The following is a 23,594-nucleotide window of genomic DNA, read 5'->3' on the forward strand; positions in this document are numbered from 1 at the left end:
CACCAGACAGTGCAGAATGCTCAACTTCTTCGCAGGTGGTTGTACCCAATGGGCATTGTGAGTAGGGTCACAACTATCCGGGGCAACGGCGCCCGGGCGGCCGGCGCGCACCGGGATCACGAGTCCTGCGAGCACCGGTCAGACGACGTCAGAAGGTGCGGACAACTGTGTTTACCGACGACGCGGGCAAGGGCGGCATTGCCGCCGGCGGCCCCGGGAACAGTGCAGAATCAAACAGGCGGACGGGCGGGGATCTTGTCCAGCTCGTCACTCCCGGGGGAGAACGGGTCAGCCATCCCGAGTTCGATCCCTGGCTCCAGGATGTCACCGACGAACAACTCGGTGCGCTCTACGAAGACATGGTGGTCATCCGCCGGATCGATGCCGAGGCCACCGCGCTGCAGCGCCAGGGTGAACTTGCGCTCTGGCCGCCGCTGCTGGGCCAGGAAGCCTCCCAGATCGGCTCGGCCCGGGCCCTCCGCGACGACGATTTCGTCTTCCCCAGCTACCGCGACAACGGCGTCGCGTACTGCCGCGGGGTCAACCCGGAAGACATCGTCAAGGCCTGGCGGGGCAATGCCCTGGCCGGCTGGGATCCGTACACGGTCAACGTCGCAACACAGCAAATCATCATCGGCGCCCAGACCCTGCACGCCACCGGCTACGCGATGGGAATCCAGAACGACGGCGCCGATTCGGTGGCCGTGGCCTACTTCGGCGACGGCGCCACCAGCGAAGGCGACGTCAACGAGGCACTGGTGTTCGCCGCCAGCTTCCAGGCCCCGGTGGTCTTCTTCTGCCAGAACAACCACTGGGCAATTTCCGAGCCGGTTCGGCTGCAGTCCCACATTCAGATCGCGGACCGCGCCGCCGGCTTTGGCATCCCCAGCATGCGGGTGGACGGCAACGATGTCCTGGCCGTCATGGCCGCAACCCGCATCGCCATCGACCGCGCCCGCCACGGCGGCGGCCCCACCTTCATCGAGGCCGTCACCTACCGCATGGGCCCGCACACGACGGCGGACGATCCCACCCGCTACCGCGACGCCAACGAGCTCGAGGACTGGGCGGCCAAGGACCCGATCGCCCGGCTGAAGTCGCTGCTGGAACGCAAGGGGCTGCTCACCGAGGACCTCGAAACCGCCGTCGCCGCCAAGGCCGACGCCGTGGCCAAGGCGCTGCGGGCGGGCACCATCAACATGCCCGAGCCACAGCCGATGGACATCTTCAAGCACGTCTACAGCACCCCCAATTCCTCGCTGGAGCGCCAGCAGGACCACTATTCCCGTTACCTGGCTTCCTTCGGCGATCCCGCAGAAGCCGCTTCTGAAGAAGGTGCACGCTGATGACGAAGATGACCTTCGCCCGAGCCATCAATTCGGGCCTCCGCAAGTCCCTGGAAAACGATCCCAAGGTGATCCTCATGGGCGAGGACATCGGCGCCCTCGGCGGTGTTTTCCGCGTCACCGACGGCCTGCAGAAAGACTTCGGGAAGCACCGTGTGGTGGACACGCCGCTTGCCGAGTCCGGCATCATGGGCACCGCCGTGGGACTCGCGTACCGCGGCTACCGCCCGGTGGTGGAGATCCAGTTCGACGGTTTCATCTACCCGGCCTTCGACCAGATCGTCAGCCAGGTCGCCAAGATGCATTACCGCACCCAGGGTGCGGTCAAGATGCCCATCACCATCCGTGTGCCCTTCGGCGGCGGCATCGGCTCCCCGGAACACCACTCCGAATCGCCGGAGGCCTACTTCACACACACCTCGGGGCTCCGCGTCATCAGCGTCTCCAACCCCCAGGACGCCTACACGATGATCCAGCAGGCCATCGCCTCGGATGATCCGGTGCTGTACTTCGAGCCCAAGCGCCGCTACCACGACAAGGGCGAGGTGGACGAGACCCTTGAGCTCAGCGCTGCCCTGTCCCTGGAGAAGGCCCGTGTGGTCACCGAAGGTACGGATGTGACTCTGGTGGCCTACGGCCCGCTGGTCAAGACCGCGAAGGACGCCGCCCTCGCCGCCGCGGACGAGGGTGTGTCGATCGAGGTTATCGACCTGCGCTCGCTCGCCCCGCTGGACTTCGCCACCCTGGAGGCTTCGGTCCGGAAGACCGGCCGCCTGGTCATCACCCATGAAGCTTCCCAGACCGGCGGCATCGGCGCCGAGGTTGCCGCCAGCATCACCGAACGTTGTTTCTACCACCTCGAGGCTGCCCCGGTCCGGGTCACCGGCTTCGACGTCCCGTACCCCTATTCGAAGCTTGAGATGCACCACCTCCCGGGTCTGGACCGGATCCTGGACGGCGTGGACCGTGCTCTGGGCCGCCCCAACTCCCTGAGCGGGCTGGAAGGATGAGCGCCACCATGATCAAGGAATTCAGGCTGCCGGACCTCGGCGAGGGTCTCACTGAATCGGAAATCGTCGCATGGAAGGTCGCGGTGGGGGACACCGTCGCGCTTAATCAGATCATCGCCGAGGTCGAAACGGCCAAGGCCGTCGTCGAACTGCCCTCGCCGTTCGCCGGTGTGGTCGCGGCCCTGCACGAACAGCCCGGCACCGTCGTCGAGGTGGGCAAGCCGATCGTTTCCTTTGAAGTAGAGGGCGACGACGGCGGTCCCGCCGGTTCTGAAACTGCCGGAGGTGCCGGCGCGGACGCGCCGGCCAAGCGTGAACCGAACCTCGTTGGCTACGGCGCCGTCCTGGAGAATTCCGGCCGGCCGTCCCGCCGCGCCCGCAGCTTCGCCGCCCCGGCCGTTGCCGTCGCCGCGCCCGCCCCGGTGGTTGAACCGGTCGCGCCGGTCGTCGAGCCGGTCGCGTCCGCCCCGGCGGTTGCGGAGGCACTGCCTGCCGCGCCTGTGTCCGCGGAGCGCCCGCGCTCCACGCCGCCGGTGCGCAAGCTGGCCAAGGATCTCGGCGTCGACCTCGCGGCCGTCACCGGTACCGGTGAGCACGGGCTCATTACCCGCGATGATGTGCGCAACTTTGTGGGCGGGGGAGACCTGCCGGTGGCGCCGCAGGACCTGGCCGGTGTGTCCACGCAGGCTCCGGCGCAGGGCGAGCGGGAAACCCGGACGCCGATCAAGGGCGTCCGGAAGTTCACTGCTGCCGCCATGATTTCCAGCGCCTTCACCGCACCGCACGTCACGGAGTTCCTCACCGTCGACGTCACCCCCACCATGGAACTGCTGGCGAAGCTCAAGGCCAGCCGCGCGTTTGCCGGCTACAAGCTCACGCCGCTGACCATCGTGGCGAAGGCCGTGCTCATCGCCCTGCGCAACCACCCCACGCTCAACACCCGCTGGGACGAGGCCACGCAGGAGATCGTGCAGTACAACTACGTGAACCTGGGCATCGCGGCCGCCACGCCGCGCGGCCTGACCGTACCGAACATCAAGGACGCCGACCGGATGTCCCTGCTGGAACTCTCCACGGCCCTGACCGAGCTGACGGACACGGCGCGCGCCGGCAAGACCGCTCCGGCCGAGCTCTCCGGGGGCACCATCTCCATCACCAACATCGGCGTCTTCGGCATCGATGCCGGCACACCCATCCTCAACCCGGGCGAGGCGGCGATTTTGGCCCTCGGTGCGGTACGGAAGATGCCCTGGGAGTACCAGGACGAAGTGGCACTGCGCCAGGTCATGACGCTCAGCCTGTCCTTCGACCACCGCCTGGTGGATGGCGAGCAGGGTTCACGCTTCCTTCAGGACCTCGGCGCCATCCTGTCCGATCCGGGCATGGCGCTCGCCATGGTCTAGCGTTTACGCTCCCAGAGCTGCCGGCCGTCCCCACCCGGGGGCGGCCGGCAGCTCTGTTTGTCTGGAGTACTTGGCGACTGCGTGTTGCCGTCCGGGGGCACTTTGGGCGCGATGTTCGACGTCGTCGGCTTGCTCCCCGGCGTGTCCGCGCCAAAGTGCCCCCGGGCCGCAAGTCGGCCACAGCAAGCAATGCTCGTGCCCAGCCTTGGAAAGCCTGGCGGAAGCGGCTCACGAGGCTTCAATCCGTGGGTGCCGCAACAGGTTGGCATGCTTGACGCCCCGCCTGTCTATTTTTTCCTGAACAGCCTCTTGATTGCTTCAGCCAGCATTCCTCGTATGGATGTGTCCTCGCCCAGATGAGACCGCTGGTCGAAGATCAGTTCTTCAAGTTGGTTCTCTTGCTGGTTGCGGGCCAGCCAGACGATGCCGAGTTCGGCAATGACTTCTCCAGCGGCTTGGTCCGATATCGGGTAGAAATCCAGCATCTCTTCTTCCGCAGAAGAGCTTGCTATGAAGGTCCAAGTCCCGAGGGAGTCCGGATAAACCAGAATTAGGCGATTGGTCCAGTCCCCTTGGGTAATGACGCCGACACGGCCATCATCCCCCCAGAAGTCCGGGTCGCGTAAGGCCGCCACTCGAACCCCCTCTTGCCGGTTGAATTGGAATGAAAAGTAAGCCAATTGGCCACGCCTGCCAAAGCCCGAGAGCCGTGTTGCCTGTTTGCAGGCGTGCGCCATGGAAGGGAACGGGGGCGCGGGGCCCTGGCTCAGCCGGACAGGCCGGGGGCGGCCGGGGCCATGAGGGCCGCCAGCGCCATACTCTGCAGCAGGGGCCGGGCACGTTTGACCGCGATCCGCCGCCCGTGGCTGCGCACCGAGTGCGGGGTGGAGTTGATCAGGCCGAACGTGGCGTGGGCACGCATCCGGAGTTCGGCATCTTCGGTGCCGGTGTGCAGCCCGGCCAGGACGTCGACCCACAGCTCCACATAGTTCCGTTGCAGGGTGCGGACCTCGGCCTGGTCGTCGTCGGCGAGGTTGCTGAAGTCCTGGTCCTGCACCCGGATGACGTCGGGATTGTTGAGCGCGAAGTCCACGTGGAACTCGACCAGGTGTCGCAGCGCAACGGCGGCGTCGTCGGAATCGGCAACCACCCGCCGGCCGCCGTCGAGCAAATCCTGGCTGACGCTCAGCAGCAGCGCCCCCAGGACGGCCTGCTTGCCCGCGAAATGCCGGTAGACCGCGGGCCCGCTGACACCGGCCGCGGCGCCCAGGTCCTCCAGGGACACACGGTTGAAGCCGTCGACGGCGAACAGGGCGGCCGCGGAGGACAGCAGCGCCTGGCGGCGGTTCTCCTTGGCCTGGCCGCGCTGCGTGGTGGGCGGCAGCGGCGTCGGCGGCAGTAAGGCCGCAGGCGGCGCGGCGGTCTGGTTCGTCTGGCTGGGGTCGGTCACCGGCACATTCCTCGTCTTATGAACCAGCGGCCCGCGCGGCGCCGCGCGGGGTGCTGTGTTGGACATCACAGTTAATAGAGACTAACCTAAATCTCAGTTATGCGGTACTAACCGAAATGGCTGGAACGGGCGCATTTGAGGCCCCCAGCATGAAGGCCCGGAACGGAAGCAGTCAATGGAGACAATCGCCAGCCAGGTGGACGCCACGAGCGCCGCCTTCGCCGCGAACCGCGAGGCCCAGCTGGGACTGGCCCGCGAGCTGAAGGAACGCCTCGCCACGGCAGCCCTGGGCGGGCCCGAAAAGTCCCGGGAACGCCATGTGGCCCGCGGCAAACTCCTGCCGCGCGAACGTATCGACCAGCTGCTCGATGACGGCAGCCCGTTCCTGGAGATCGCGCCGCTGGCCGCGAACGGCATGTACAACGACGATTCGCCCGGTGCAGGCGTTATCGCCGGGATCGGCCTGGTCCACGGCCGCCAGGTGCTGGTCATTTCCAACGACGCCACGGTCAAGGGCGGCACCTATTACCCGATGACGGTGAAGAAGCACCTCCGGGCCCAGGAAATCGCCCTCGAGAACCGGCTGCCCTGTATCTACCTCGTGGACTCGGGCGGAGCCTTCCTGCCCAAGCAGGACGAGGTCTTCCCGGACAAGGAACACTTCGGCCGGATCTTCTTCAACCAGGCCCAAATGTCCGCGGCGAAGATCCCGCAGATCGCCTCCGTGATGGGCTCCTGCACCGCAGGCGGCGCCTACGTCCCCGCGATGAGCGACGAGACCGTGATTGTCCGCAACCAGGGCACCATCTTCCTGGGCGGTCCGCCGCTGGTGAAAGCCGCGATCGGAGAGATCGTCACGGCGGAGGAACTCGGCGGCGGCGACGTGCACTCGAAGATCTCCGGGGTCACCGACCACCTGGCCGAGAACGATGAGCATGCCCTCCAGATCGTCCGAGACATCGTCTCCACCCTTCCCCGACCGTCCGCCCCCGCCTGGGACATCGACACGGTGGTGGAACCCCTGGCGGATCCGGAGGAGCTGTACGGCGCCGTCCCCACCGACGTCAACGCGCAGTACGACGTGCGAGAGGTCATCGCCCGGCTGGTGGACGGCAGCCGCTTCCACGAATTCAAGAAGAACTACGGCGCCACCCTGGTCACGGGCTTCGCGAAGCTGCACGGCCACCCGGTGGGGATCGTTGCCAACAACGGCGTGCTCTTCAGCGAATCCTCGCTCAAGGGAGCCCACTTCATTGAACTCTGCGACCAGCGCGGCATCCCGCTGATCTTCCTGCAGAACCTCTCCGGCTTTATGGTCGGCAAGGACTACGAGCAGGGCGGCATCGCCAAAAACGGCGCCAAGATGGTCACAGCCGTCGCCACCGCCCGGGTCCCCAAACTGACCGTGGTGATCGGCGGGTCCTTCGGCGCGGGCAACTACTCCATGTGCGGCCGGGCCTACTCGCCGCGGTTCCTGTGGATGTGGCCGGCCAGCCGGATCTCCGTGATGGGCGGGAACCAGGCCTCCAGCGTGCTCGCCACCGTGAAGCGGGACCAGTACGAGGCCCGCGGCGAGGAATGGTCCGCCGCGGACGAGGACGCGTTCAAAGCCCCGATCAAGCAGCAGTACGAGGACCAGGGCAGCCCCTACTATTCCACCGCCCGCCTCTGGGATGACGGCGTGATCGACCCCGCGGACACCCGCACCGTCCTGGGACTGGCGCTCGACGTCGTCTCCCGCACCCCGCTGCCGGAGACCTCCTTCGGCCTTTTCCGGATGTGAGCCAGAAGTGACTACAACCTCCACTCCCCAGCAGCTGCAGGGCGCCAAACCCCTCTTCGGCACCGTGCTCGTCGCGAACCGCGGCGAGATCGCCTGCCGCGTCATCCGCACCCTTCGCGCGCTGGGCATCCGTTCGGTGGCCGTCTATTCCGACGCCGACGCCGGAGCTCGCCACGTGCGCGAGGCCGACGTCGCCGTGCGGATCGGCCCCGCCGCGGCGGCCGAGAGCTACCTCAAGGTCGAGGCCATCATCCAGGCCTGCCGCGACACCGGCGCCGAAGCCGTCCACCCGGGCTACGGCTTCCTGAGCGAGAACGTCGACTTCGCCCGGGCCCTGGAAAAGGCCGAGATCACCTTCATCGGTCCCGGCGTCGAATCCCTCAACGTCATGGGCGACAAAATCCGCTCCAAAAACCACGTCACCGGCTACGGCGTTCCCGTGGTTCCGGGCATCGCCGAACCCGGCATGACGGACGCCCAGCTGATGGAGGCCGCGGCCGGCGTCGGCTTCCCGCTGCTGATCAAGCCCTCCGCCGGCGGCGGCGGGAAGGGCATGCACATCGTCGAACGCCCCGAGGACCTCGAAGCCACCCTGGCGACCGCCCGCCGGGTCGCGGCCAGCGCCTTCGGCGACGACACCCTGTTCCTGGAACGGCTTGTGCTCACGCCGCGGCACATCGAGGTCCAGGTCCTCGCGGACAACCACGGCAACGTCATCCATTTGGGGGAGCGCGAGTGCTCACTGCAGCGCCGCCACCAGAAGGTCATCGAGGAAGCCCCGTCCCCGCTGCTGGAATCCCTGCCCGACGGCGCGGCAATCCGGGCGCGTCTGGGCGAGGCCGCCTGCAACGCCGCCCGAAGCGTCAACTACAGCGGCGCCGGCACCGTGGAATTCCTCGTCTCCGACAACGCCCCGGACGAATTCTTCTTCATGGAGATGAACACCCGCCTGCAGGTCGAACACCCCGTTACCGAAATGGTCACCGGTGTCGATCTGGTCGAATGGCAGGTCCGCATCGCCACAGGCGAGGAACTCACCGTCCGGCAGGACGACGTCGTCCTCACCGGACACTCGGTGGAGGCGCGCGTCTACGCCGAGGTGCCGGAGAAGAACTTCATGCCGTCCACCGGACATGTCCTCCTGCTGGACGAGCTACCCGGCCCCGCACCACGGCCAAGCGCCCCCGAACGGACCGAGGTCGTGGCCAGCCAGGGCCGCGTCCGGGTGGACTCCGCCCTTGCGGAGGGCCTTGAGATCTCGTCGAGCTATGACCCGATGATCTCCAAGGTCATCGCGTGGGGTGAGGACCGCACGGCAGCCCTCGATACATTGGACGAGGCGCTCGCCGGGCACACGGCGCTGGGCGTCGACACCAACGTCGAATACCTGCGCCTGCTGATCAACGATGCCGACGTCCGGGCCGGGCGGCTCGATACCGGCCTGATCGAGCGGAAGATGCCCGATTTCGGCTTCCGGCGTGTGGACGACTTCGAACTGGTCGCCGCCGCTGTGTATGCCCTGGCCATGGAGGAGCACAACACCGCTGCCGTTGACGGACCGTGGCGGCGGCGGGACGGCTGGCGTCTCGGCGCTCAGGCTCCACGAATGGTCAGTCTAGGAACACCAGGCGGCGGCGTGGCCTCCGTTTACGTTCACGGCAGCGCAACCTCGGCTGAAGTGACCGTGGCGGTCGGCGACGGCCCGCAGCGCCGGGCGTCCCTGCAGTTCCGGCGGCGCAACGATATGGTGCTGACCCTGGACGGCACAGCCCGGATCTACCGTCTTGCGCCCGTCTACACCGGTCCCGTTACACCGACCTGGGACAAGCCGACGCCGGGCGTCCCCACCGAACTTTTCCTCGGGAACGACGGCTGGTCCTGCAAGCTCGAAGTGCTCACCCGTGAGACCCGGCTTGCCCGGGTGCTGGCCGCCGTCGAACGCGAGGAAGGCGCCGCGGACCCCGCGGTGCGCTCGCCGATGCCGGGCACGGTGGTGTCCGTGTCCGTCAGCAACGGGGACGCCGTCACCGCCGGCCAGGTCCTGCTCGCGGTGGAGGCCATGAAGATGGAACACCAGCTCACGGCGCCGCTGGACGGGACCGTGCACATCAGCATCGCCTCCGGCGACCTGGTCAAGGCAGACCAGGTCCTCGCCACCATCCACCCCGCTGTTCTCTCGGCCGAACCCTCGAAAGCCGAGGACACCATCGAAGAAGCCGTCATCGCCATGGGCGCGGCGGAATAGCTCCAACACCAGACCACAATTCCCAGACAGCACCACAGACAGCACCACAGACAAAGGAGTCACCATGCCGGATTTTGAACTCAGCGAGGATTACCAGGACCTCAGCGACACCGTCCGCCAGTTCGCCGACGAAGTGGTGGCTCCGGTCTCCGCCAAGCACGACGAGGAGCACAGCTTCCCCTACGAGGTGGTCTCCCAGATGGCGGACATGGGCCTCTTCGGCCTGCCCTTCCCGGAGGAATTCGGCGGCATGGGTGGCGACTACTTCGCCCTGGCCCTCGCCCTCGAACAGCTGGGCCGCGTGGACCAGTCCGTCGCGATCACCCTGGAGGCCGGCGTCTCCCTCGGCGCCATGCCGATCCACCGCTTCGGCAACGCCGCCCAGAAAGAGGAGTGGCTGCCGCTGCTGGCCTCCGGCAAGGCGCTCGCAGGCTTCGGCCTGACCGAGCCGGAAGCCGGCTCGGATGCCGGCGGCACCAAAACCACCGCCAAGCTGGGCGGCGGGGAGTGGGTCATCAACGGCAACAAGGAGTTCATCACCAACTCCGGCACCGACATCACCCGGCTTGTCACCGTCACCGCGGTGACCGGCCAGGAGGAACGCTCGGACGGCAGCGTCAAGAAGGAAATCTCCACCATCCTGGTGCCCACCGACACCCCGGGCTTCAAGGCGGAGAAGGCCTACAACAAAGTCGGCTGGAACGCCTCGGACACCCACCCGCTGACGCTCGACAACGTCCATGTCCCGGAGGCAAACCTCCTCGGCACGCAGGGCCGCGGCTACGCGAACTTCCTGTCCATCCTGGACGAGGGCCGGATCGCGATCGCGGCGCTGGCCGTTGGTGCCGCGCAGGGCTGCGTGGACCAGTCGGTGAAATACGCCAAGGAACGCAGCGCGTTCGGACAGAACATCGGCAAGTACCAGGCCATCGCCTTCAAGATCGCCCGCATGGAAGCCCGCGCCCACACCGCACGGCTGGCCTACTACGATGCGGCCGCCCGGATGCTCGCCGGCAAGCCGTTCAAGACGCAGGCGGCCATCGCTAAGATGGTCGCAGGCGAGGCAGCCATGGACAACGCGCGGGACGCCACCCAGGTGTTCGGCGGCTATGGCTTCATCAACGAATTCACCGTGGCGCGCCACTACCGCGACTCCAAGATCCTTGAAGTCGGCGAGGGCACCACGGAGGTCCAGCTGATGCTGATCGCCCGCGAACTGGGGCTCTAACCGCCCGCTGGCCGCAACCGCCGAGGGAAGGATCAACGATGATCAACAAAGTTGTTGCCAGCGCCGCCGAGGCCGTGGCGGACATCCACGACGGCGCCTCGCTCGCCGTCGGCGGGTTCGGCCTGTGCGGCATCCCGGTGACCTTGATCGAGGCCCTGCATCAGCGCGGGTCCACGAACCTGGAGACCGTCAGCAACAACTGCGGCGTCGACGACTGGGGGCTGGGGATCCTGCTGAAGGACGGCCGGATCCGCCGCACCATCAGCTCCTACGTGGGGGAGAACAAGGAGTTCTCCCGGCAGTACCTCGCCGGCGAACTCGAGGTGGTCCTCACCCCGCAGGGCACGCTGGCCGAAAAGCTGCGTGCCGGCGGGGCGGGGATCCCGGCGTTCTACACCCCGGCCGGCGTCGGCACCCAGGTCTCCGACGGCGGCCTGCCGCAGAAGTACGACGCCGACGGCACCATCGCGATCGCTTCGGCGGCGAAGGAGGTGCGCAGCTTCCACGGCGCCGACTATGTCCTCGAGGAATCGCTGACCCCCGACTTCGGCCTGGTGCACGCCTGGAAGGGCGACCGCCACGGCAACCTGGTCTTCCACGCCACCGCGATGAACTTCAACCCGCTCTGCGCCATGGCCGGGAAGATCACCATCGCCGAGGTGGAGGAGCTCGTGGAGCCTGGCGAACTGGACCCCGAACACGTCCACATTCCCGGCATCTTCGTCCAGCGCATTGTGCTCGCGCCGGACGTCGAGAAGCGGATTGAGAAGCGGACGGTGGCCCTGTCTGCAGCGTCGTCCTCCGGAGGCGCACCTGCCGCTACCTCCACTGCAGCCCCCACAACCTACCCGTCAGGAGCCTAGGCCATGGAATCCAACAGCCTGCCCGGCGCCCCGCCCCGGCCCGAGGCGATCCGCCACGAATACCGGCCCGCCGCCGTCGAGCACCCCGCCGGTGTGGAGAGCAAGGGGTGGACGCGCAACGAACTGGCCGCGCGGGTGGCGCGGGAGCTGCACAACGGGCAGTACGTCAACCTCGGCATCGGCATGCCCACGCTCATTCCCAACTACATCCCCGCCGGCGTCGAAGTGGTGCTGCACTCCGAAAACGGGATTCTCGGCGTCGGGCCGTATCCGGCCGAAGACGCGGTGGATCCGGACCTCATCAATGCCGGCAAGGAAACCGTTACGGTCAACAAGGGGGCCGCGTTCTTCGACTCCGCCGCCTCCTTCGGGATGATCCGCGGCGGGCATGTGGACGTCGCGGTGCTCGGCGCGATGGAAGTGGCCCGGAACGGCGACCTGGCCAACTGGATGATCCCCGGCAAGATGGTCAAAGGCATGGGCGGCGCCATGGACCTGGTGTTCGGCGCGAAGAAGGTGATCGTGATGATGGAACACGTGGACCGGAACGGCCGGCCCAAGATCGTGGAGGAGTGCACGCTGCCGTTGACGGGCAAGGCCTGTGTGGACCGGATCATCACGGACCTCGCGGTGATCGACGTCGTGACCGAAGCCGGACAGTCCCGGCTGGTGCTGCGCGAACTCGCCCCCAACGTGACCGCCGAGGACGTGGCTGCGGCCACCGGCGCCGAGCTCTTCGAGGAAGACCAGGAACTGACGGTATGACAACTGATTCCCAGCATGCGGCTGAACCGCGCGTCATCGAACCGCGCGTCATTGAGCAGCGCGGACTTTACTTCGACGAGCTCGAGGAGGACGTGGTCTACGCGCACCGGCCCGGCCGGACGGTCACGGAGGCGGATAACGTCCTCTTCACCACCATGACCATGAACACGCAGGCGCTGCACCTTGACGCCGCGTGGAGCGCGGAGCAGCCCTTCGGCCAGCGCCTGGTGAACTCCATGTTCACCCTGGCCACGGTGGTGGGACAGTCCGTCCCGCAGCTGACCCAGGGCACCATCATCGCGCAGCTGGGGCTCACGGATGTGTCCTTCCCGCACCCGATGTACCACGGCGACACCTTGTACACGGAGACCGTGGTGACCGGAAAGCGGCTGTCCTCCTCGCGGCCCGGCCAGGGGATCGTGACCATGAAGCACACCGGCCGGAACCAGGACGGCAAGGTGGTGGCCCTCGCCACCCGCAGCTGCCTGATGTGGACCCGGGACGCGCATTCCGAGGCCCGCAGCGCGCACAAAAGGGCAGAATAGAATCATGAGCTTCCTGATGGGCCCCGCCCTGCTGTTCTGCCCCGCCGACCGCCCCGAGCGGTACCAGAAGGCCGCCGAGCGCGCCGACGCCGTGATCGTGGACCTCGAGGACGCCGTCGCGCCGGCGGACAAACAGCGGGCCCGCGGCGCAATCCTCGCCCAGCTGGGCGCCACCGGGGATGTCCCCGAACTGGACCCGAGCCGCACGATCGTCCGGATCAACCCAGCCGGCACGGAAGAGTTCGAGAAGGACCTGCACTGCCTCAAACACACCCCCTACCGGCACATCATGCTGGCCAAGGCCGAAAGTGCCGCCCAGCTCAAGGAGCTTGAGGGCTACAGCGTCATCGCGCTCTGCGAGACGGCGCTGGGCGTGGTCAACGCCGCCGCCATCGCGGCCGAACCCAATGTGGTCGCGCTGATGTGGGGCGCCGAGGATCTGCTGGCCTCGCTCGGCGGCACCTCCAGCAGGACGGACGACGGCGCCTACCGTGCGGTCGCGCTCCACGCCCGCTCCACCGTGCTGCTGGCCGCGCGCGCATTCGGCAAGGAAGCCGTCGATTCGGTCTACGTCAACATCCCGGACCTCGCCGGCCTCGCCGTCGAAGCCCGCGACGGCGTCGCCTCCGGGTTCGGTTCCAAGGCATGCATCCACCCGAACCAGGTGGCTGTGGTCCGCGGGGCCTATGCGCCGTCCGAGGCCGAGGTTGCCGCGGCCACGGAATTACTGGCCGCCGCCGCCGCGGCAGGCTCGGGCGTCTTCCAGTTCAACGGCAAGATGATCGACGGGCCCATCCTCAAGCACGCCGCATCCACTCTGCGGCGCGCCGGGCACTAGCTTCGGGAACGTTCCGGCGCTAGGTTCCCAGGCCGGAACCGTCGTCGATTCCCCACGAATGGCCACTTTGATGAGGCGAATAGCGGCCAATTGCGTCGAATGGTGCTCCCCGGCCCGACCCTGCGTGGTGTTCCGCAGCGACGAATGAGCATGCTCCGTGCCGGTCGCGAACGCCGGACATGCTCAGCGTTTCCAGAGATACCGGTTTTCCGGCCGCCCGGCAGCACCGTAGCGGGGCGTGAGCCTTGCGAAGCCGTGGATGACCAGGTACTCGAGGTAGCGGCGGGCGCTGACCCTCGACAGTCCGAGCTGAAGGGCCATCCCGGCTGCCGAGACGTCCTCCGGGCTTGACTTGAGCGCCTCGATGACGGCGTCCAGCGTCGGCCGTGAAAGGCCCTTCGGCAACCTCACCGGCGCGACGGCCGCCGGCACTGCCGCCGGCCCGGCAACCGGGTCCGCTGCGGAGGCCCGGCGGGTCGGCGCAACGAGCCGGTCGATGCTGTCCTGGTCTAGCGGCCCGGCCGCCCCGCCCGCGGCAAGTTCCCGGCGGAGAAGCAGGTACTCGTCGAGCCGCTCGTTCAGGGCCTGGGACGTGAAGGGCTTGACCAGATAGTGCAGGACGCCGCCGGCCATGGCGCCGCGGACCGTGTCCAGCTCCCGCGACGCCGTGATGACCAGGACGTCCAGGGGCTGCTGGCGGCCGCGGAGCTGCTGCAGCACATCCAGGCCGGACATGTCCGGAAGGTGGATGTCCAGCAGGACCAGTTCGGGCCGCAGCTCCGCCGCCAGGTCGAGGCCCTGCTGCCCGGTGTGGGCCAGGCTGACGACGTCGAAGCCGCCGCGGGCCAGCAGAAACCCGTGGTGGATCCCTGCCACTGCCACGTCATCGTCAATGATGAGGGTGCGAATCGAGCTCATAGTTTCTGCAGTTCCGCCTCTTTTGTCCGGAGTACCACCGTAAAGCAGGCTCCGCCCAGCGCGGACGGCGACACCGACGCCGCGCCGCCCCGGCGCCGCGCCACGCGCTGGACCAGGGCCAGGCCGAAGCCCCGGCTGTTGATGCCCTCGGCCTGCTTGGTGGTGACGCCGGCCTCGAAGACGGCGGCCCGCTCCGGCTCGGGGACACCGGGCCCGTCGTCCTCAACCGTGATGGTGCGTTCGCCGTCGGCAGTTTCCTCAAGCCGGACCGCAACGGTGCTGTCGTAGCCCGCGGCGTCCACCGCGTTGTCGATCAGGTTCCCCAGCACCGTGATGACGTCGCCGGTCCCGTCCGGGGTGCACACCGAATCCGGGTCCACCAGAATTTCCACGCCGCGCTCCGCGCAGACCGTGGACTTGGCAATCAGCAGCGCCCGGACGTCGTGATCGGTGACTCCTGCGGCCAGCGGTCGGTTGACGAAGGCGGCGTCGCTGTGGCTGCGGCCCAGGTATTCCACGGCCTTGGCCTGCTCGCCGAGCTCCAGGAGGCCCGAGATCACATGCAGTTTGTTGGCGAATTCGTGGGCCTGGGCCCGCAGCGCCTGGGTCACGTCCAGGGCTCCGTCGCGGTCGCGGAGGATCGTGTGGAGTTCGGTCCGGTCGCGGAGAATGAGGACTTTGCCGACTTCCCGGCCGTCCACCGTGGCGTCGTTCACTTTGCCCAGCAGGATCCGTTCGCCGGAGAGCACCAGTTCTTCGGTGGACGATCCGGCGGCGAGGAGCGCGCGGATCCCGGGTTCCAGGCATTCGCTGGCCGGCTGTCCGGTGATTTCCTCGCCGACGCCCAGCAGCCGGCGCGCCTCGTCGTTGACGAGCGCCACCTTCCCGTCGGCGTCGACGGCGACGAGCCCCTCGCCCAGGCCGTGGAGCATTGCGTCGCGGGTCTCCAGCAGGGCGGCGATGTCCTCCGGCTCCAGCTTGTAGATCCGCCGCCACACGAGTTTGGAGATGTACATCGCCCCCAGCGACCCGAGGAGTGCCGCTCCGAGGAGCCAGCCGAACAGCTGTGGCAGATCCTCGTAGAGGTCCTCGGCCAGGGTCCGTTCCAGCACGCCGACCGAGGCCGAGCCGATCACGGTCCCGTCGGGGGCAAAGATGGGAACCTTGACCCGCCACGACTCACCCAGCGTCCCTGTCTGGGTGCCGACGTAGATCTCGCCGGAGAGCGGCACCGACGGGTCGGTGGACACGGGCCGGCCGATTTCCGCCGGGTTCGGGTGCGACTGGCGGACGCCGTCGCGGTCCGTCACCACCACGTAGGTGACATTCGAGGCCTGGCGGATGACTTCGGCGATGGGCTGGATGGTCTGCGCCGGCTGAGGCGTGCCGAGGGCATCCACCACGGAGGGCAGCCGGGCCACACTTTCCGCCACTCCGATCAGCCGGCCTTTGTACGCGTCCCGGAGTTGCTGCTCCTGCATGCGGATGGTCACGGCCCCCACTGCCGTCAGGACGGCCAGCACAATACCGAGCTGCAGCGCCACCAGCTGGAAGCGTAAGGGAATCCTGTGAACCATGTCACAAGTTTCCCATCCGGCCGCCGCCTCCGGACCCAAACCGGGGCTCCAGGCTGTGACCAATATGACCACTACTACCTCTATGGCCAAATTCTGGCCCCCGCCCCGGTCCGCTCCTAGTCTCTGGGAAGTGATTCCGATGACGTGCATCACATTTCTACTAGGAGAAACCATGACCTCCCACTCCAATTTCACCCGGCCCAACTTCACCCGCCGGGCCGCTCTCGTGGCCGGGGCGGCCGGCGTCGTCCTCGCCCTGTCCGCCTGTGCGGGGGGCGCAAGCGGCGCGTCCGGCCAGAACGGTTCCGCGGACCAGATCAAGAAGCTGAGCATCATCGTTCCGGCCAACCCGGGCGGCGGCTGGGACCAGACCGGCCGTGCCATGCAGCAGGACCTGCAGTCCAACAAACTGGTCACCTCCGCCCAGGTCAGCAATATCGGCGGCGGCGGCGGAACGAACGGCCTCGCCAAGCTGGCCACCGAGAAGGACGCCAACACCCTCATGGTGATGGGCTACGTCATGGTGGGCGCCGTGGAGACCAACGCCGCCAAGACCCGGCTGGAGGACACCACCCCCATTGCGCGCCTGACCGAGGAGCCGCTGGTCCTGGTGGTCCCGGCGTCGTCCAAGTACCAGTCCGTGAAGGACCTCGTGGATGACATCAAGGCCAACGGCAAGGGCGTATCGATCACCGGCGGCTCGGCCGGCGGAGCGGACCACATCCTGGCCGGCCAGATCCTCAAGTCCCAGGGCGTCGAATCCGACAAACTGAACTACATCGGCTACTCCGGCGGCGGCGAATCGATTGCCGCGCTGCTCGGCAACAAGGTCCAGGCCGGCATCTCCGGCGTGGGGGAGTACGCCGAGCAGGTCAAGGCCGGCAAGGTGCGGGCGCTCGCCGTCTCCGGCACGTCCGAGGCGCCGGCCCTGCCGGGCGTCAAGCCCCTGAAAGACCAGGGCGTCGACGTTGTGCTGACCAACTGGCGCGGCGTGGTGGCCCCCGGCTCCATCGACGACGCACAAAAGGCGAAGCTGACCGAAGTAGTCACCAAACTGCACGGCACCGAAGCCTGGAAGGCCACCCTGGCCAAGAACAACTGGTCCGACGCCTTCCTCGCCGGCGACGAGTTCAAGACCTTCCTCACGGAGGACATCGCCAAGGTCAAGACCACACTGACTGAGATCGGCCTGGTCAAGTAACAATGTCCGTCCAAGTCAGCACCCCCGCCAGGCGGCCCACGGGGGAGATCCTCTTCGCCCTGGTGTTCGTCAGCGTGGGCGTGGCCGGCCTCCTGACGGCGGGGTCCATCCCGATCCCGCCGTCGGAAACCGGCATCGGCCCGCGGGCCTTCCCGTACATCGTGTGCAGCATGCTGGTGATTGTGGGCACCGGAATCGTCGCCCAGGTGTTCCGCGGCAAGGTGGGCCAGGCCGAGGAAAGCGAAGACCTCGACGTCACCGCCAAAACCGACTGGGTGGCCCTGGCGAAACTCGTGGGCTTTGTGGTGCTCCACATCTTCCTGATCGAACCTGCGGGCTGGCCCGTTGCCGCCGCCGTGCTGTTCAGCGGGGCGGCCTGGTCGCTTGAGGCCAAGCCGCTCTGGAAGGCGGTCATCATTTCCGTGGTGCTGGCGCTCGTTCTCCAGTACGTCTTCGGCGGGCTGCTGGGCGTATCCCTGCCGCCGGGCCCGCTGCTTGAGGGGGTGCCGTTCTTCAATGGATAGCTTCATGATGCTCCTGGAGGGCTTCTCGACGGCGCTGCAGCCGGTCTACCTGCTGTACGCCCTGGGCGGCGTCTTCGTCGGCACCGCCGTCGGCGTGCTGCCCGGCATCGGTCCGGCGATGACCGTCGCGCTGCTGATGCCCATCACTTACGCGCTGGACCCCGCGGCCGCCCTCATCGTGTTCGCCGGCATCTACTACGGCGGCATGTACGGCGGCTCCACCACCTCCATCCTGCTCAACACACCGGGGGAGTCGTCCTCGATCGTCACCGCGCTCGAGGGCAACAAGATGGCCAAGGCGGGCCGGGGCGCCGCGGCACTGGCGACGGCGGCGATCGGCTCGTTCGTCGCCGGCACCATCGCGACGGTGCTGCTGTCCTTCCTGGCGCCGGTGGTCGCGCAACTGGCCGTCGGCCTGGGACCCGTGGACTATGTGGCGCTTATGGTGGTGGCGTTCCTCACCGTCGGTGCACTGCTGGGCGCCTCCGTACTGCGCGGCCTTGCGTCGCTGTCCCTGGGGCTGTTCATCGGGATGATCGGCATCGACGACAGCACCGCCCAGCAGCGCTTCACCTTCGACAACCCCACCCTGGTGGACGGCATCGACATGGTCCTGGTGGCTGTGGGGCTCTTTGCCCTCGGTGAGGCCCTGTACGTGGCCTCCAAGCTGCGGCACGGGCCGGTCGAGGTCATCCCGGTCAGCAAAGGCAAGAACGCCTGGCTGTCCAAGGAGGACTGGAAGCGGTCCTGGAAGCCGTGGCTGCGGGGCACCTTCATCGGCTTCCCGATCGGCACGGTGCCGGCCGGCGGCGCGGACGTCTCCACGTTCCTGTCCTACGCCGCGGAACGGAAACTGGCCAAGGGCCGGAACAAGGCAGAGTTCGGCAAGGGTGCCATCGAGGGCGTGGCCGGTCCGGAAGCGGCGAACAACGCCGCGGCCGCCGGCGTCCTGGTCCCGCTGCTGACGCTCGGTATCCCGACGACGGCGACGGCGGCCATGATGCTGACGGCGTTCCAGCGCTACCAGATCCAGCCCGGGCCCCTGCTCTTCGAAAACCAGGGCGCGCTGGTGTGGACCCTGATCGCCTCCCTGTACGTCGGAAACCTGATGCTGCTGGTGTTGAACCTGCCCCTCGTGGGCCTGTGGGTGAAAATCCTGCAGATCCCGCGGCCCTACCTGTACGCGGGCATTCTGGTCTTCGCGGCACTGGGCGCGTTCTCGGTCAACTTCGCGGCGGCCGACGTGGGGATCCTGCTGGTGGTGGGCATCCTGGGCTACTTCATGCGCCGCTACGGCTATCCCGTGGCGCCCATGGTGGTGGCGATGATCCTCGGGCCGATGTTCGAGGTGCAGCTGCGGCGCTCGCTGCAGCTGTCGCAGAACGATCCCGCGGCGCTGTTCTCCTCGCCGTTCGCGGTGATCGTGTATGTCTCCATGGCCCTGATCTTCGTGGGCTCGTGGTGGCTTCGCCGCCGGCAGGCCTCGCTGGAGGCCGCGCCGGTGAAAGACGAGTTGTCCGTGTAGGCGCGGATGCACCGCTGATTCGACACAGATGGCCGGAATGGTGACCACCGTTCCGGCCATTTGTGTCGAACGGGACAGAGCTTTTTCGGCCGGGACCCGTCCTCCGGCGGCTCAGCCCTTCAGGCGGCTCATTCCTTTGGTGGCTCAGTCCTCCGGCGGCAGGGACAGCGGAGGGATGGATTCGTGCAGCGGAACCCGGATCCAGCGCTGGCCCGTGGCGCGGAACTCAGCCCGGGTGGCGAAGCGGTACAGGTAGCTGCGGGCACGCACCCAGCGGGGCCGGGCGCCGTCGAACGGGTCATGGCGCAATAGGCGAAGGGTGGGGCGGTCGGCCTCCAGGAGCCGGGCCAGGAAGGCGTAGAACCACTCCTCGTGGACGGTGCGCAGCGGCAGGAACCACATCAGCCAGTCGAGGCGCAGGTGGTAGGGCGCCCACTGGCGCGGGATGCGGCGGACGTCACCGGGCTTGCCGCGGAAGCCGTATTCCCGCCACTCCGCGGTGTCGTCGGGCTCCGCGGAGAGGGTTCCTTCCACGGCGATTTCGATCCGCTGCTTGGTGACAGTGCCGAAGGCGCCGTAGGTGTTCCCGAGCTGCCAGCGGTTGAAACTGGCATTCATCAGCTGGTAGTGGGAGAACAGGTTCTCGACGGGCCGGTAGCTGAGCACAACGAGTAACACCGTGGCCACCAGTACCACCACGAGCCACGCGACCGGCGCCTGGCTGCCCGCCGCAGCCGCCGCCGCAGCCGGGTCCGCAGCGCCGGCCGCCCCGCCGTCCGCGGCTCCCGCACCCGCCGCAGCATGCCAGTCCAGCGGGATGGCCGGGACGAGGGCGTGCGCCACCGGGTCGCTGACCGCGGCGAAGGCAAGCAGGATCGCCATCCAGTTGAGCCAGGCGAAGTTCCCGCTCGCCACCAGCCAGAGCTGGGTGAAGATGATGATCCCCGCGGCCATACTGGCCAGCGGCTGCGGGGCGAAGAGGAAGAACGGCACCACCAGCTGGGCGACATGGTTGCCGAGGACCTCCAGCCGGTGCCACGCCTTGGGCAGCAGGTGGGCCTGCCGGCTGAGCGGCCCGGGCATCGGCTGGGTCTCGTGGTGGTAGTACAGGGCCGTCAGGTCACGCCACTCCCGGCCGCCGCGGATCTTGATCATGCCCGCGCCAAACTCGAGGCGGAACACCAGCCAGGCCAGCAGGATCAGGATGGTCCGCGGCGGGGGAGTCTGGTCGGAGCCGAGGAAGGCCACAATGAACCCGGCCTCCAGCAACAGCATCTCCCAGCCGAAGCCATAGAACGTTTGCCCCACATTGACGATCGACATGTACAACAGCCACAGCGCCAGGAACGCCAGCATGGGAACCCACGGCGGGCCAAGCTGCGGCAGGCCCAGGACAAGCGTGGCGGCAACCGCCATCCCGGCCCAGCACACCGCGCGCAACAGCCGGTCCGAGTACCGCCAGCTGAACAGGGTGGGCCGGCGGAGGCGGCCTGAGCGGGCCACGAAATCCGGCACAGGCAACAGCCCGCGCTCGCCGAGAAGGGCCGGGAACTGGTTATGCGTGGACAGGAAAGCGACCAGGAACACGGCGGCGACGCCGCGCTGGAGCACCTGCCGGGCGAACTCGTACTCCGGCGCGTCGAACCAGGCGGTCCACTCCACGAATCCCACGTTACGCCAGCGGTCCGCGGCGTCAACGGCGGGCGTCGAGTTGGCACGTCGCGGCAGTGTCCGTGCCGACACTGCCGCGACATGCCACCTCGACTGGCACACCGGGGCACCTGCCGCGTGCGGGATACTTGAATCATGCAGCCGCGCAAGATTGTCCTCCTCGGGTCCACCGGTTCCATCGGCACGCAGGCGATTGACGTCGTCGACGGTGCCCCGCACCTCTTCGAGGTGGTGGCGCTCAGCGCGGGCGGCGGCAACCTCGACCTCCTGGCCCGGCAGGCCGTCCACACCCGCGCCGGGGCCGTCGGCGTCGCGTCCGGAGACGCGGACGCCCTCAAGGCAATGATCGACGCCGCCGCCGCCGCGGCCGGCGTGACCGGCTACGGTCCCGAGATCATCACCGGGCCGGACGCCTCCACCCGGATCGCGGAGATCGAGGCCGACGTGGTGCTCAACGGCATCACCGGCTCGATCGGCCTGGCGCCCACCCTGGCCGCACTTAAGTCCGGCGCCACCCTGGCCCTGGCCAACAAGGAATCCCTGATTGTCGGCGGCGCGCTGGTCAAGGCCGCGGCCCGGGAGGGGCAGATCGTCCCGGTGGATTCGGAACACTCGGCCATCGCCCAGTGCCTGCGCTCCGGTTCCGCGGCCGAGGTGGACCGGCTTATCCTCACGGCGTCCGGCGGTCCCTTCCGCGGCATGACCCGCGAGGAGCTGCACGATGTTTCCCCGCAGGATGCCCTGGCCCACCCCACCTGGGACATGGGGCTGATGGTCACCACCAATTCCGCCAGCCTGGTCAACAAGGGCCTTGAAGTGATTGAGGCGCACCTGCTCTTCGACATCCCCCTGGACCGGATCGACGTTGTGGTCCACCCGCAGTCCGTGGTCCACTCGATGGTCCAGTTCATCGATGGCTCCACGATCGCCCAGGCCTCACCCCCGGATATGCGCCTGCCCATCGCCCTGGGCATGGGCTGGCCGGACCGCGTCCCCGGCTCGGCCCGGTCGTGCGACTGGACCCAGGCCACCAGCTGGACCTTCGAACCGCTGGACACCGGGGCGTTCCCCGCCGTCGGACTGGCGAAGGACGCCGCCCGGCAGGGGAGCACCTTCCCGGCAGTCTTCAACGCCGCGAACGAGGAAGCCGTCATGGCGTTCCATGCCGGCCGGATCCGGTTCACCGACATCGTCGATACCATCGAAGCAGTCCTCAGCGAACACTCAGGATCCTCCGGGCTGACGGTGGACTCCGTGCTGGATGCTGAAAGATGGGCACGCGCCCGCACCCACGAACGTTTAGCCGTCAGAAGTGTCTAGTTTGCCAGTTTCTAGGAAGCAGCAGAGTCAAGCATGAGCCCCGTCCTCCTCTTTATCCTCGGTGTCGTCTTTGTGGCGAGCGGCATCGCCGTGTCCATTGCCCTGCACGAGGTGGGCCACCTGCTGCCGGCCAAGCTCTTCAAGGTCCGGGTCACCAAATACATGATCGGCTTCGGGCCCACGCTCTGGTCCCGCAAGAAGGGCGAGACCGAATACGGTTTCAAGGCCATTCCGCTGGGCGGCTTCGTCTCCATGATCGGCATGTACCCGCCGAACAAGGACGACGGCACGGTGCGCCCCTCCAGCACCGGCATGTTCCAGTCCCTGGCCTCGGACGCCCGCTCGCTGGCCCACGAGGAAGTCGGCCCCGCCGACGGCAACCGCGTCTTCTACAAGCTGCCGGTCTGGAAGAAGATCGTTGTGATGCTGGGCGGGCCGGCCATGAACATGCTGATCGGACTCGCGCTGACGGCCGTGCTGCTGATGGGCTTCGGCATCGCCACTCAGACCACCACCATCGCCGACGTCTCCAAATGCCAGGTGGCCGCCGGCGAAACCGTGGACCCGGACTCCGCCGACTGCAAGCTCACGCCCGCCGCCGCCGCGGGCCTGTTGCCCAACGACGTCATCACCTCCTTCGACGGCAAGGCCGTCACCAGCTGGGAAGAACTCACCGGCTGGATCCGCGCGTCCGCGGACAAGCAGGTCAGAATCACCGTGGAGCGCGACGGCGTCCCGGTCACCACCACTGTCACGCCGGTCCTCTCCGCGCGTCCCGTAGTGGGCGACGACGGACGCCAGGCCAAGAACGACGACGGCACCCTCCAGTACCAGGACGTCGGCTTCCTGGGCATCGGCGCGCAGACCGCCCTGGTGCCGCAGCCGGCGTCGACGGTCCTGCCGATGGCGGGCGAAAACATCAAGCAGATCACCGGCGTCGTCCTGAACCTGCCGGCCCGGGTGGCCGGCGTCGCGGAGGCCGCGTTCAGCGAGGCGCCCCGCGACCCCAACGGACCCATCAGTGTGGTGGGGGTGGGGCGGGTTGCCGGCGAGGTCGCCGCCATGGAACAGGTTCCCATGCAGTCCCGGGTGGCGACCCTGGTGGGGCTCCTGGCCGGCCTCAACTTCGCCCTGGCCGTCTTCAACCTCATTCCGCTGCTGCCGCTCGACGGCGGCCACGTGGCCGGCGCGCTGTACGAAGGGGCCCGCCGCAGGATCGCCAAGCTTTTCGGCCGCCCGGACCCCGGCGCCTTCGATATCGCCAAGCTGCTCCCGGTGACCTACGTGGTGGCGGTGCTGCTGATGGGCATGGGCGCCCTGCTGATTTACGCGGACATCGTCAAGCCCGTCAACCTCTTCGGCTGACCTGGCGGCTTCGGCGG

General features: G+C 67.8%; 20 protein-coding genes. 15 read left to right on the forward strand and 5 right to left on the reverse strand.

Features of this window, described 5'->3' with window-relative positions; genetic code table 11:
• Positions 1 to 167: 167 nt before the first annotated feature.
• From pdhA to FS787_RS15875, 3 genes are read left to right on the forward strand one after another with little or no spacing between them, the layout of a single operon-like run.
• Positions 168 to 1,346 carry a pyruvate dehydrogenase (acetyl-transferring) E1 component subunit alpha gene (gene pdhA, locus FS787_RS15865; protein WP_144673881.1) on the forward strand — a complete coding sequence of 393 codons (1,179 nt, stop codon included), beginning with the start codon at positions 168 to 170 and terminating at the stop codon, positions 1,344 to 1,346.
• Positions 1,346 to 2,356, forward strand: a complete 1,011-nt coding sequence (locus tag FS787_RS15870; RefSeq protein WP_144673883.1) for an alpha-ketoacid dehydrogenase subunit beta — start codon at positions 1,346 to 1,348, stop codon at positions 2,354 to 2,356. Before pdhA ends, FS787_RS15870 begins: the two co-directional genes overlap by 1 nt.
• Positions 2,353 to 3,759, forward strand: a complete 1,407-nt coding sequence (locus FS787_RS15875; RefSeq protein WP_144673885.1) for a dihydrolipoamide acetyltransferase family protein — start codon at positions 2,353 to 2,355, stop codon at positions 3,757 to 3,759. Before FS787_RS15870 ends, FS787_RS15875 begins: the two co-directional genes overlap by 4 nt.
• A gap of 287 nt (positions 3,760 to 4,046) precedes the next feature.
• Here FS787_RS15875 and FS787_RS15880 read toward each other — a convergent pair whose 3' ends face one another.
• A complete protein-coding gene (locus FS787_RS15880; protein WP_144673887.1) occupies positions 4,047 to 4,439 on the reverse strand; it encodes a hypothetical protein in 393 nt (130 codons plus the stop codon).
• 86 nt (positions 4,440 to 4,525) lie between these two features.
• Positions 4,526 to 5,215, reverse strand: a complete 690-nt coding sequence (locus FS787_RS15885; RefSeq protein ID WP_260982603.1) for a TetR/AcrR family transcriptional regulator — start codon at positions 5,213 to 5,215, stop codon at positions 4,526 to 4,528.
• A 169-nt stretch (positions 5,216 to 5,384) separates the two neighbouring features.
• Here FS787_RS15885 and FS787_RS15890 point away from each other — a divergent pair, with 169 nt between their 5' ends.
• The 7 genes from FS787_RS15890 to FS787_RS15920 all read left to right on the forward strand — a co-directional run bounded on the left by FS787_RS15890 (position 5,385) and on the right by FS787_RS15920 (position 13,476).
• Positions 5,385 to 6,992: a carboxyl transferase domain-containing protein gene (locus tag FS787_RS15890; RefSeq protein WP_144673891.1), complete on the forward strand. Its 1,608-nt coding sequence runs from the start codon at positions 5,385 to 5,387 to the stop codon at positions 6,990 to 6,992.
• 7 nt (positions 6,993 to 6,999) lie between these two features.
• On the forward strand, positions 7,000 to 9,237 hold the full coding sequence (locus FS787_RS15895) for a biotin carboxylase N-terminal domain-containing protein (RefSeq protein WP_144673893.1): 2,238 nt from the start codon (positions 7,000 to 7,002) through the stop codon (positions 9,235 to 9,237).
• A gap of 64 nt (positions 9,238 to 9,301) precedes the next feature.
• Entirely contained in the window at positions 9,302 to 10,465 is a 1,164-nt protein-coding gene (locus FS787_RS15900; RefSeq protein ID WP_144673895.1) for an acyl-CoA dehydrogenase family protein, read from the forward strand.
• 38 nt (positions 10,466 to 10,503) lie between these two features.
• Positions 10,504 to 11,328: a CoA transferase subunit A gene (locus FS787_RS15905; RefSeq protein ID WP_144673898.1), complete on the forward strand. Its 825-nt coding sequence runs from the start codon at positions 10,504 to 10,506 to the stop codon at positions 11,326 to 11,328.
• A 3-nt stretch (positions 11,329 to 11,331) separates the two neighbouring features.
• On the forward strand, positions 11,332 to 12,093 hold the full coding sequence (locus FS787_RS15910) for a CoA transferase subunit B (protein ID WP_144673900.1): 762 nt from the start codon (positions 11,332 to 11,334) through the stop codon (positions 12,091 to 12,093).
• Positions 12,090 to 12,638 (forward strand): MaoC family dehydratase, encoded by a 549-nt coding sequence (locus FS787_RS15915; RefSeq protein ID WP_144673902.1) that lies wholly within the window; start codon positions 12,090 to 12,092, stop codon positions 12,636 to 12,638. Before FS787_RS15910 ends, FS787_RS15915 begins: the two co-directional genes overlap by 4 nt.
• 4 nt (positions 12,639 to 12,642) lie before the next feature.
• Positions 12,643 to 13,476, forward strand: coding sequence for a CoA ester lyase (locus FS787_RS15920; RefSeq protein ID WP_144673904.1), 834 nt, complete (start codon positions 12,643 to 12,645; stop codon positions 13,474 to 13,476).
• 183 nt (positions 13,477 to 13,659) lie between these two features.
• On the opposite strand, the gene FS787_RS15925 is transcribed toward FS787_RS15920, so the two are convergent.
• Both FS787_RS15925 and FS787_RS15930 read right to left on the reverse strand, forming a co-directional pair.
• The gene (locus tag FS787_RS15925; protein WP_144673906.1) at positions 13,660 to 14,394 is read right to left on the reverse strand and encodes a response regulator; all 735 of its coding nucleotides are present in this window, start codon (positions 14,392 to 14,394) and stop codon (positions 13,660 to 13,662) included.
• Positions 14,391 to 15,971, reverse strand: coding sequence for a sensor histidine kinase (locus tag FS787_RS15930; RefSeq protein ID WP_144673908.1), 1,581 nt, complete (start codon positions 15,969 to 15,971; stop codon positions 14,391 to 14,393). The genes FS787_RS15925 and FS787_RS15930 overlap by 4 nt, the downstream gene beginning before the upstream one ends.
• A gap of 172 nt (positions 15,972 to 16,143) precedes the next feature.
• On the opposite strand from FS787_RS15930, the gene FS787_RS15935 reads away from it, so the two are divergent.
• Genes FS787_RS15935 through FS787_RS15945 form a run of 3 tightly spaced genes read left to right on the forward strand, consistent with a single transcriptional unit; the run spans position 16,144 to position 19,221 of the window.
• Complete coding sequence (locus tag FS787_RS15935) at positions 16,144 to 17,172, forward strand: tripartite tricarboxylate transporter substrate binding protein (protein ID WP_144673909.1); 1,029 nt, start codon at positions 16,144 to 16,146, stop codon at positions 17,170 to 17,172.
• Positions 17,173 to 17,174: 2 nt separating this feature from the next.
• Entirely contained in the window at positions 17,175 to 17,696 is a 522-nt protein-coding gene (locus tag FS787_RS15940) for a tripartite tricarboxylate transporter TctB family protein (protein WP_144673910.1), read from the forward strand.
• Positions 17,689 to 19,221, forward strand: coding sequence for a tripartite tricarboxylate transporter permease (locus FS787_RS15945; protein ID WP_144673911.1), 1,533 nt, complete (start codon positions 17,689 to 17,691; stop codon positions 19,219 to 19,221). The genes FS787_RS15940 and FS787_RS15945 overlap by 8 nt, the downstream gene beginning before the upstream one ends.
• A 144-nt stretch (positions 19,222 to 19,365) precedes the next feature.
• Here the strand turns inward: FS787_RS15945 and FS787_RS15950 are convergent, their stop codons facing one another.
• A complete protein-coding gene (locus FS787_RS15950) occupies positions 19,366 to 20,883 on the reverse strand; it encodes a lipase maturation factor family protein (RefSeq protein WP_144674125.1) in 1,518 nt (505 codons plus the stop codon).
• 144 nt (positions 20,884 to 21,027) lie between these two features.
• Here FS787_RS15950 and dxr point away from each other — a divergent pair, with 144 nt between their 5' ends.
• Both dxr and FS787_RS15960 read left to right on the forward strand, forming a co-directional pair.
• Positions 21,028 to 22,212, forward strand: coding sequence for a 1-deoxy-D-xylulose-5-phosphate reductoisomerase (dxr, locus tag FS787_RS15955; RefSeq protein ID WP_144673912.1), 1,185 nt, complete (start codon positions 21,028 to 21,030; stop codon positions 22,210 to 22,212).
• A gap of 33 nt (positions 22,213 to 22,245) precedes the next feature.
• The gene (locus FS787_RS15960) at positions 22,246 to 23,577 is read left to right on the forward strand and encodes an RIP metalloprotease (RefSeq protein WP_144673913.1); all 1,332 of its coding nucleotides are present in this window, start codon (positions 22,246 to 22,248) and stop codon (positions 23,575 to 23,577) included.
• Positions 23,578 to 23,594 lie beyond the last annotated feature (17 nt).

It is taken from the genome of Arthrobacter sp. U41 (assembly GCF_007679325.1).
Taxonomy (GTDB): domain Bacteria; phylum Actinomycetota; class Actinomycetes; order Actinomycetales; family Micrococcaceae; genus Arthrobacter.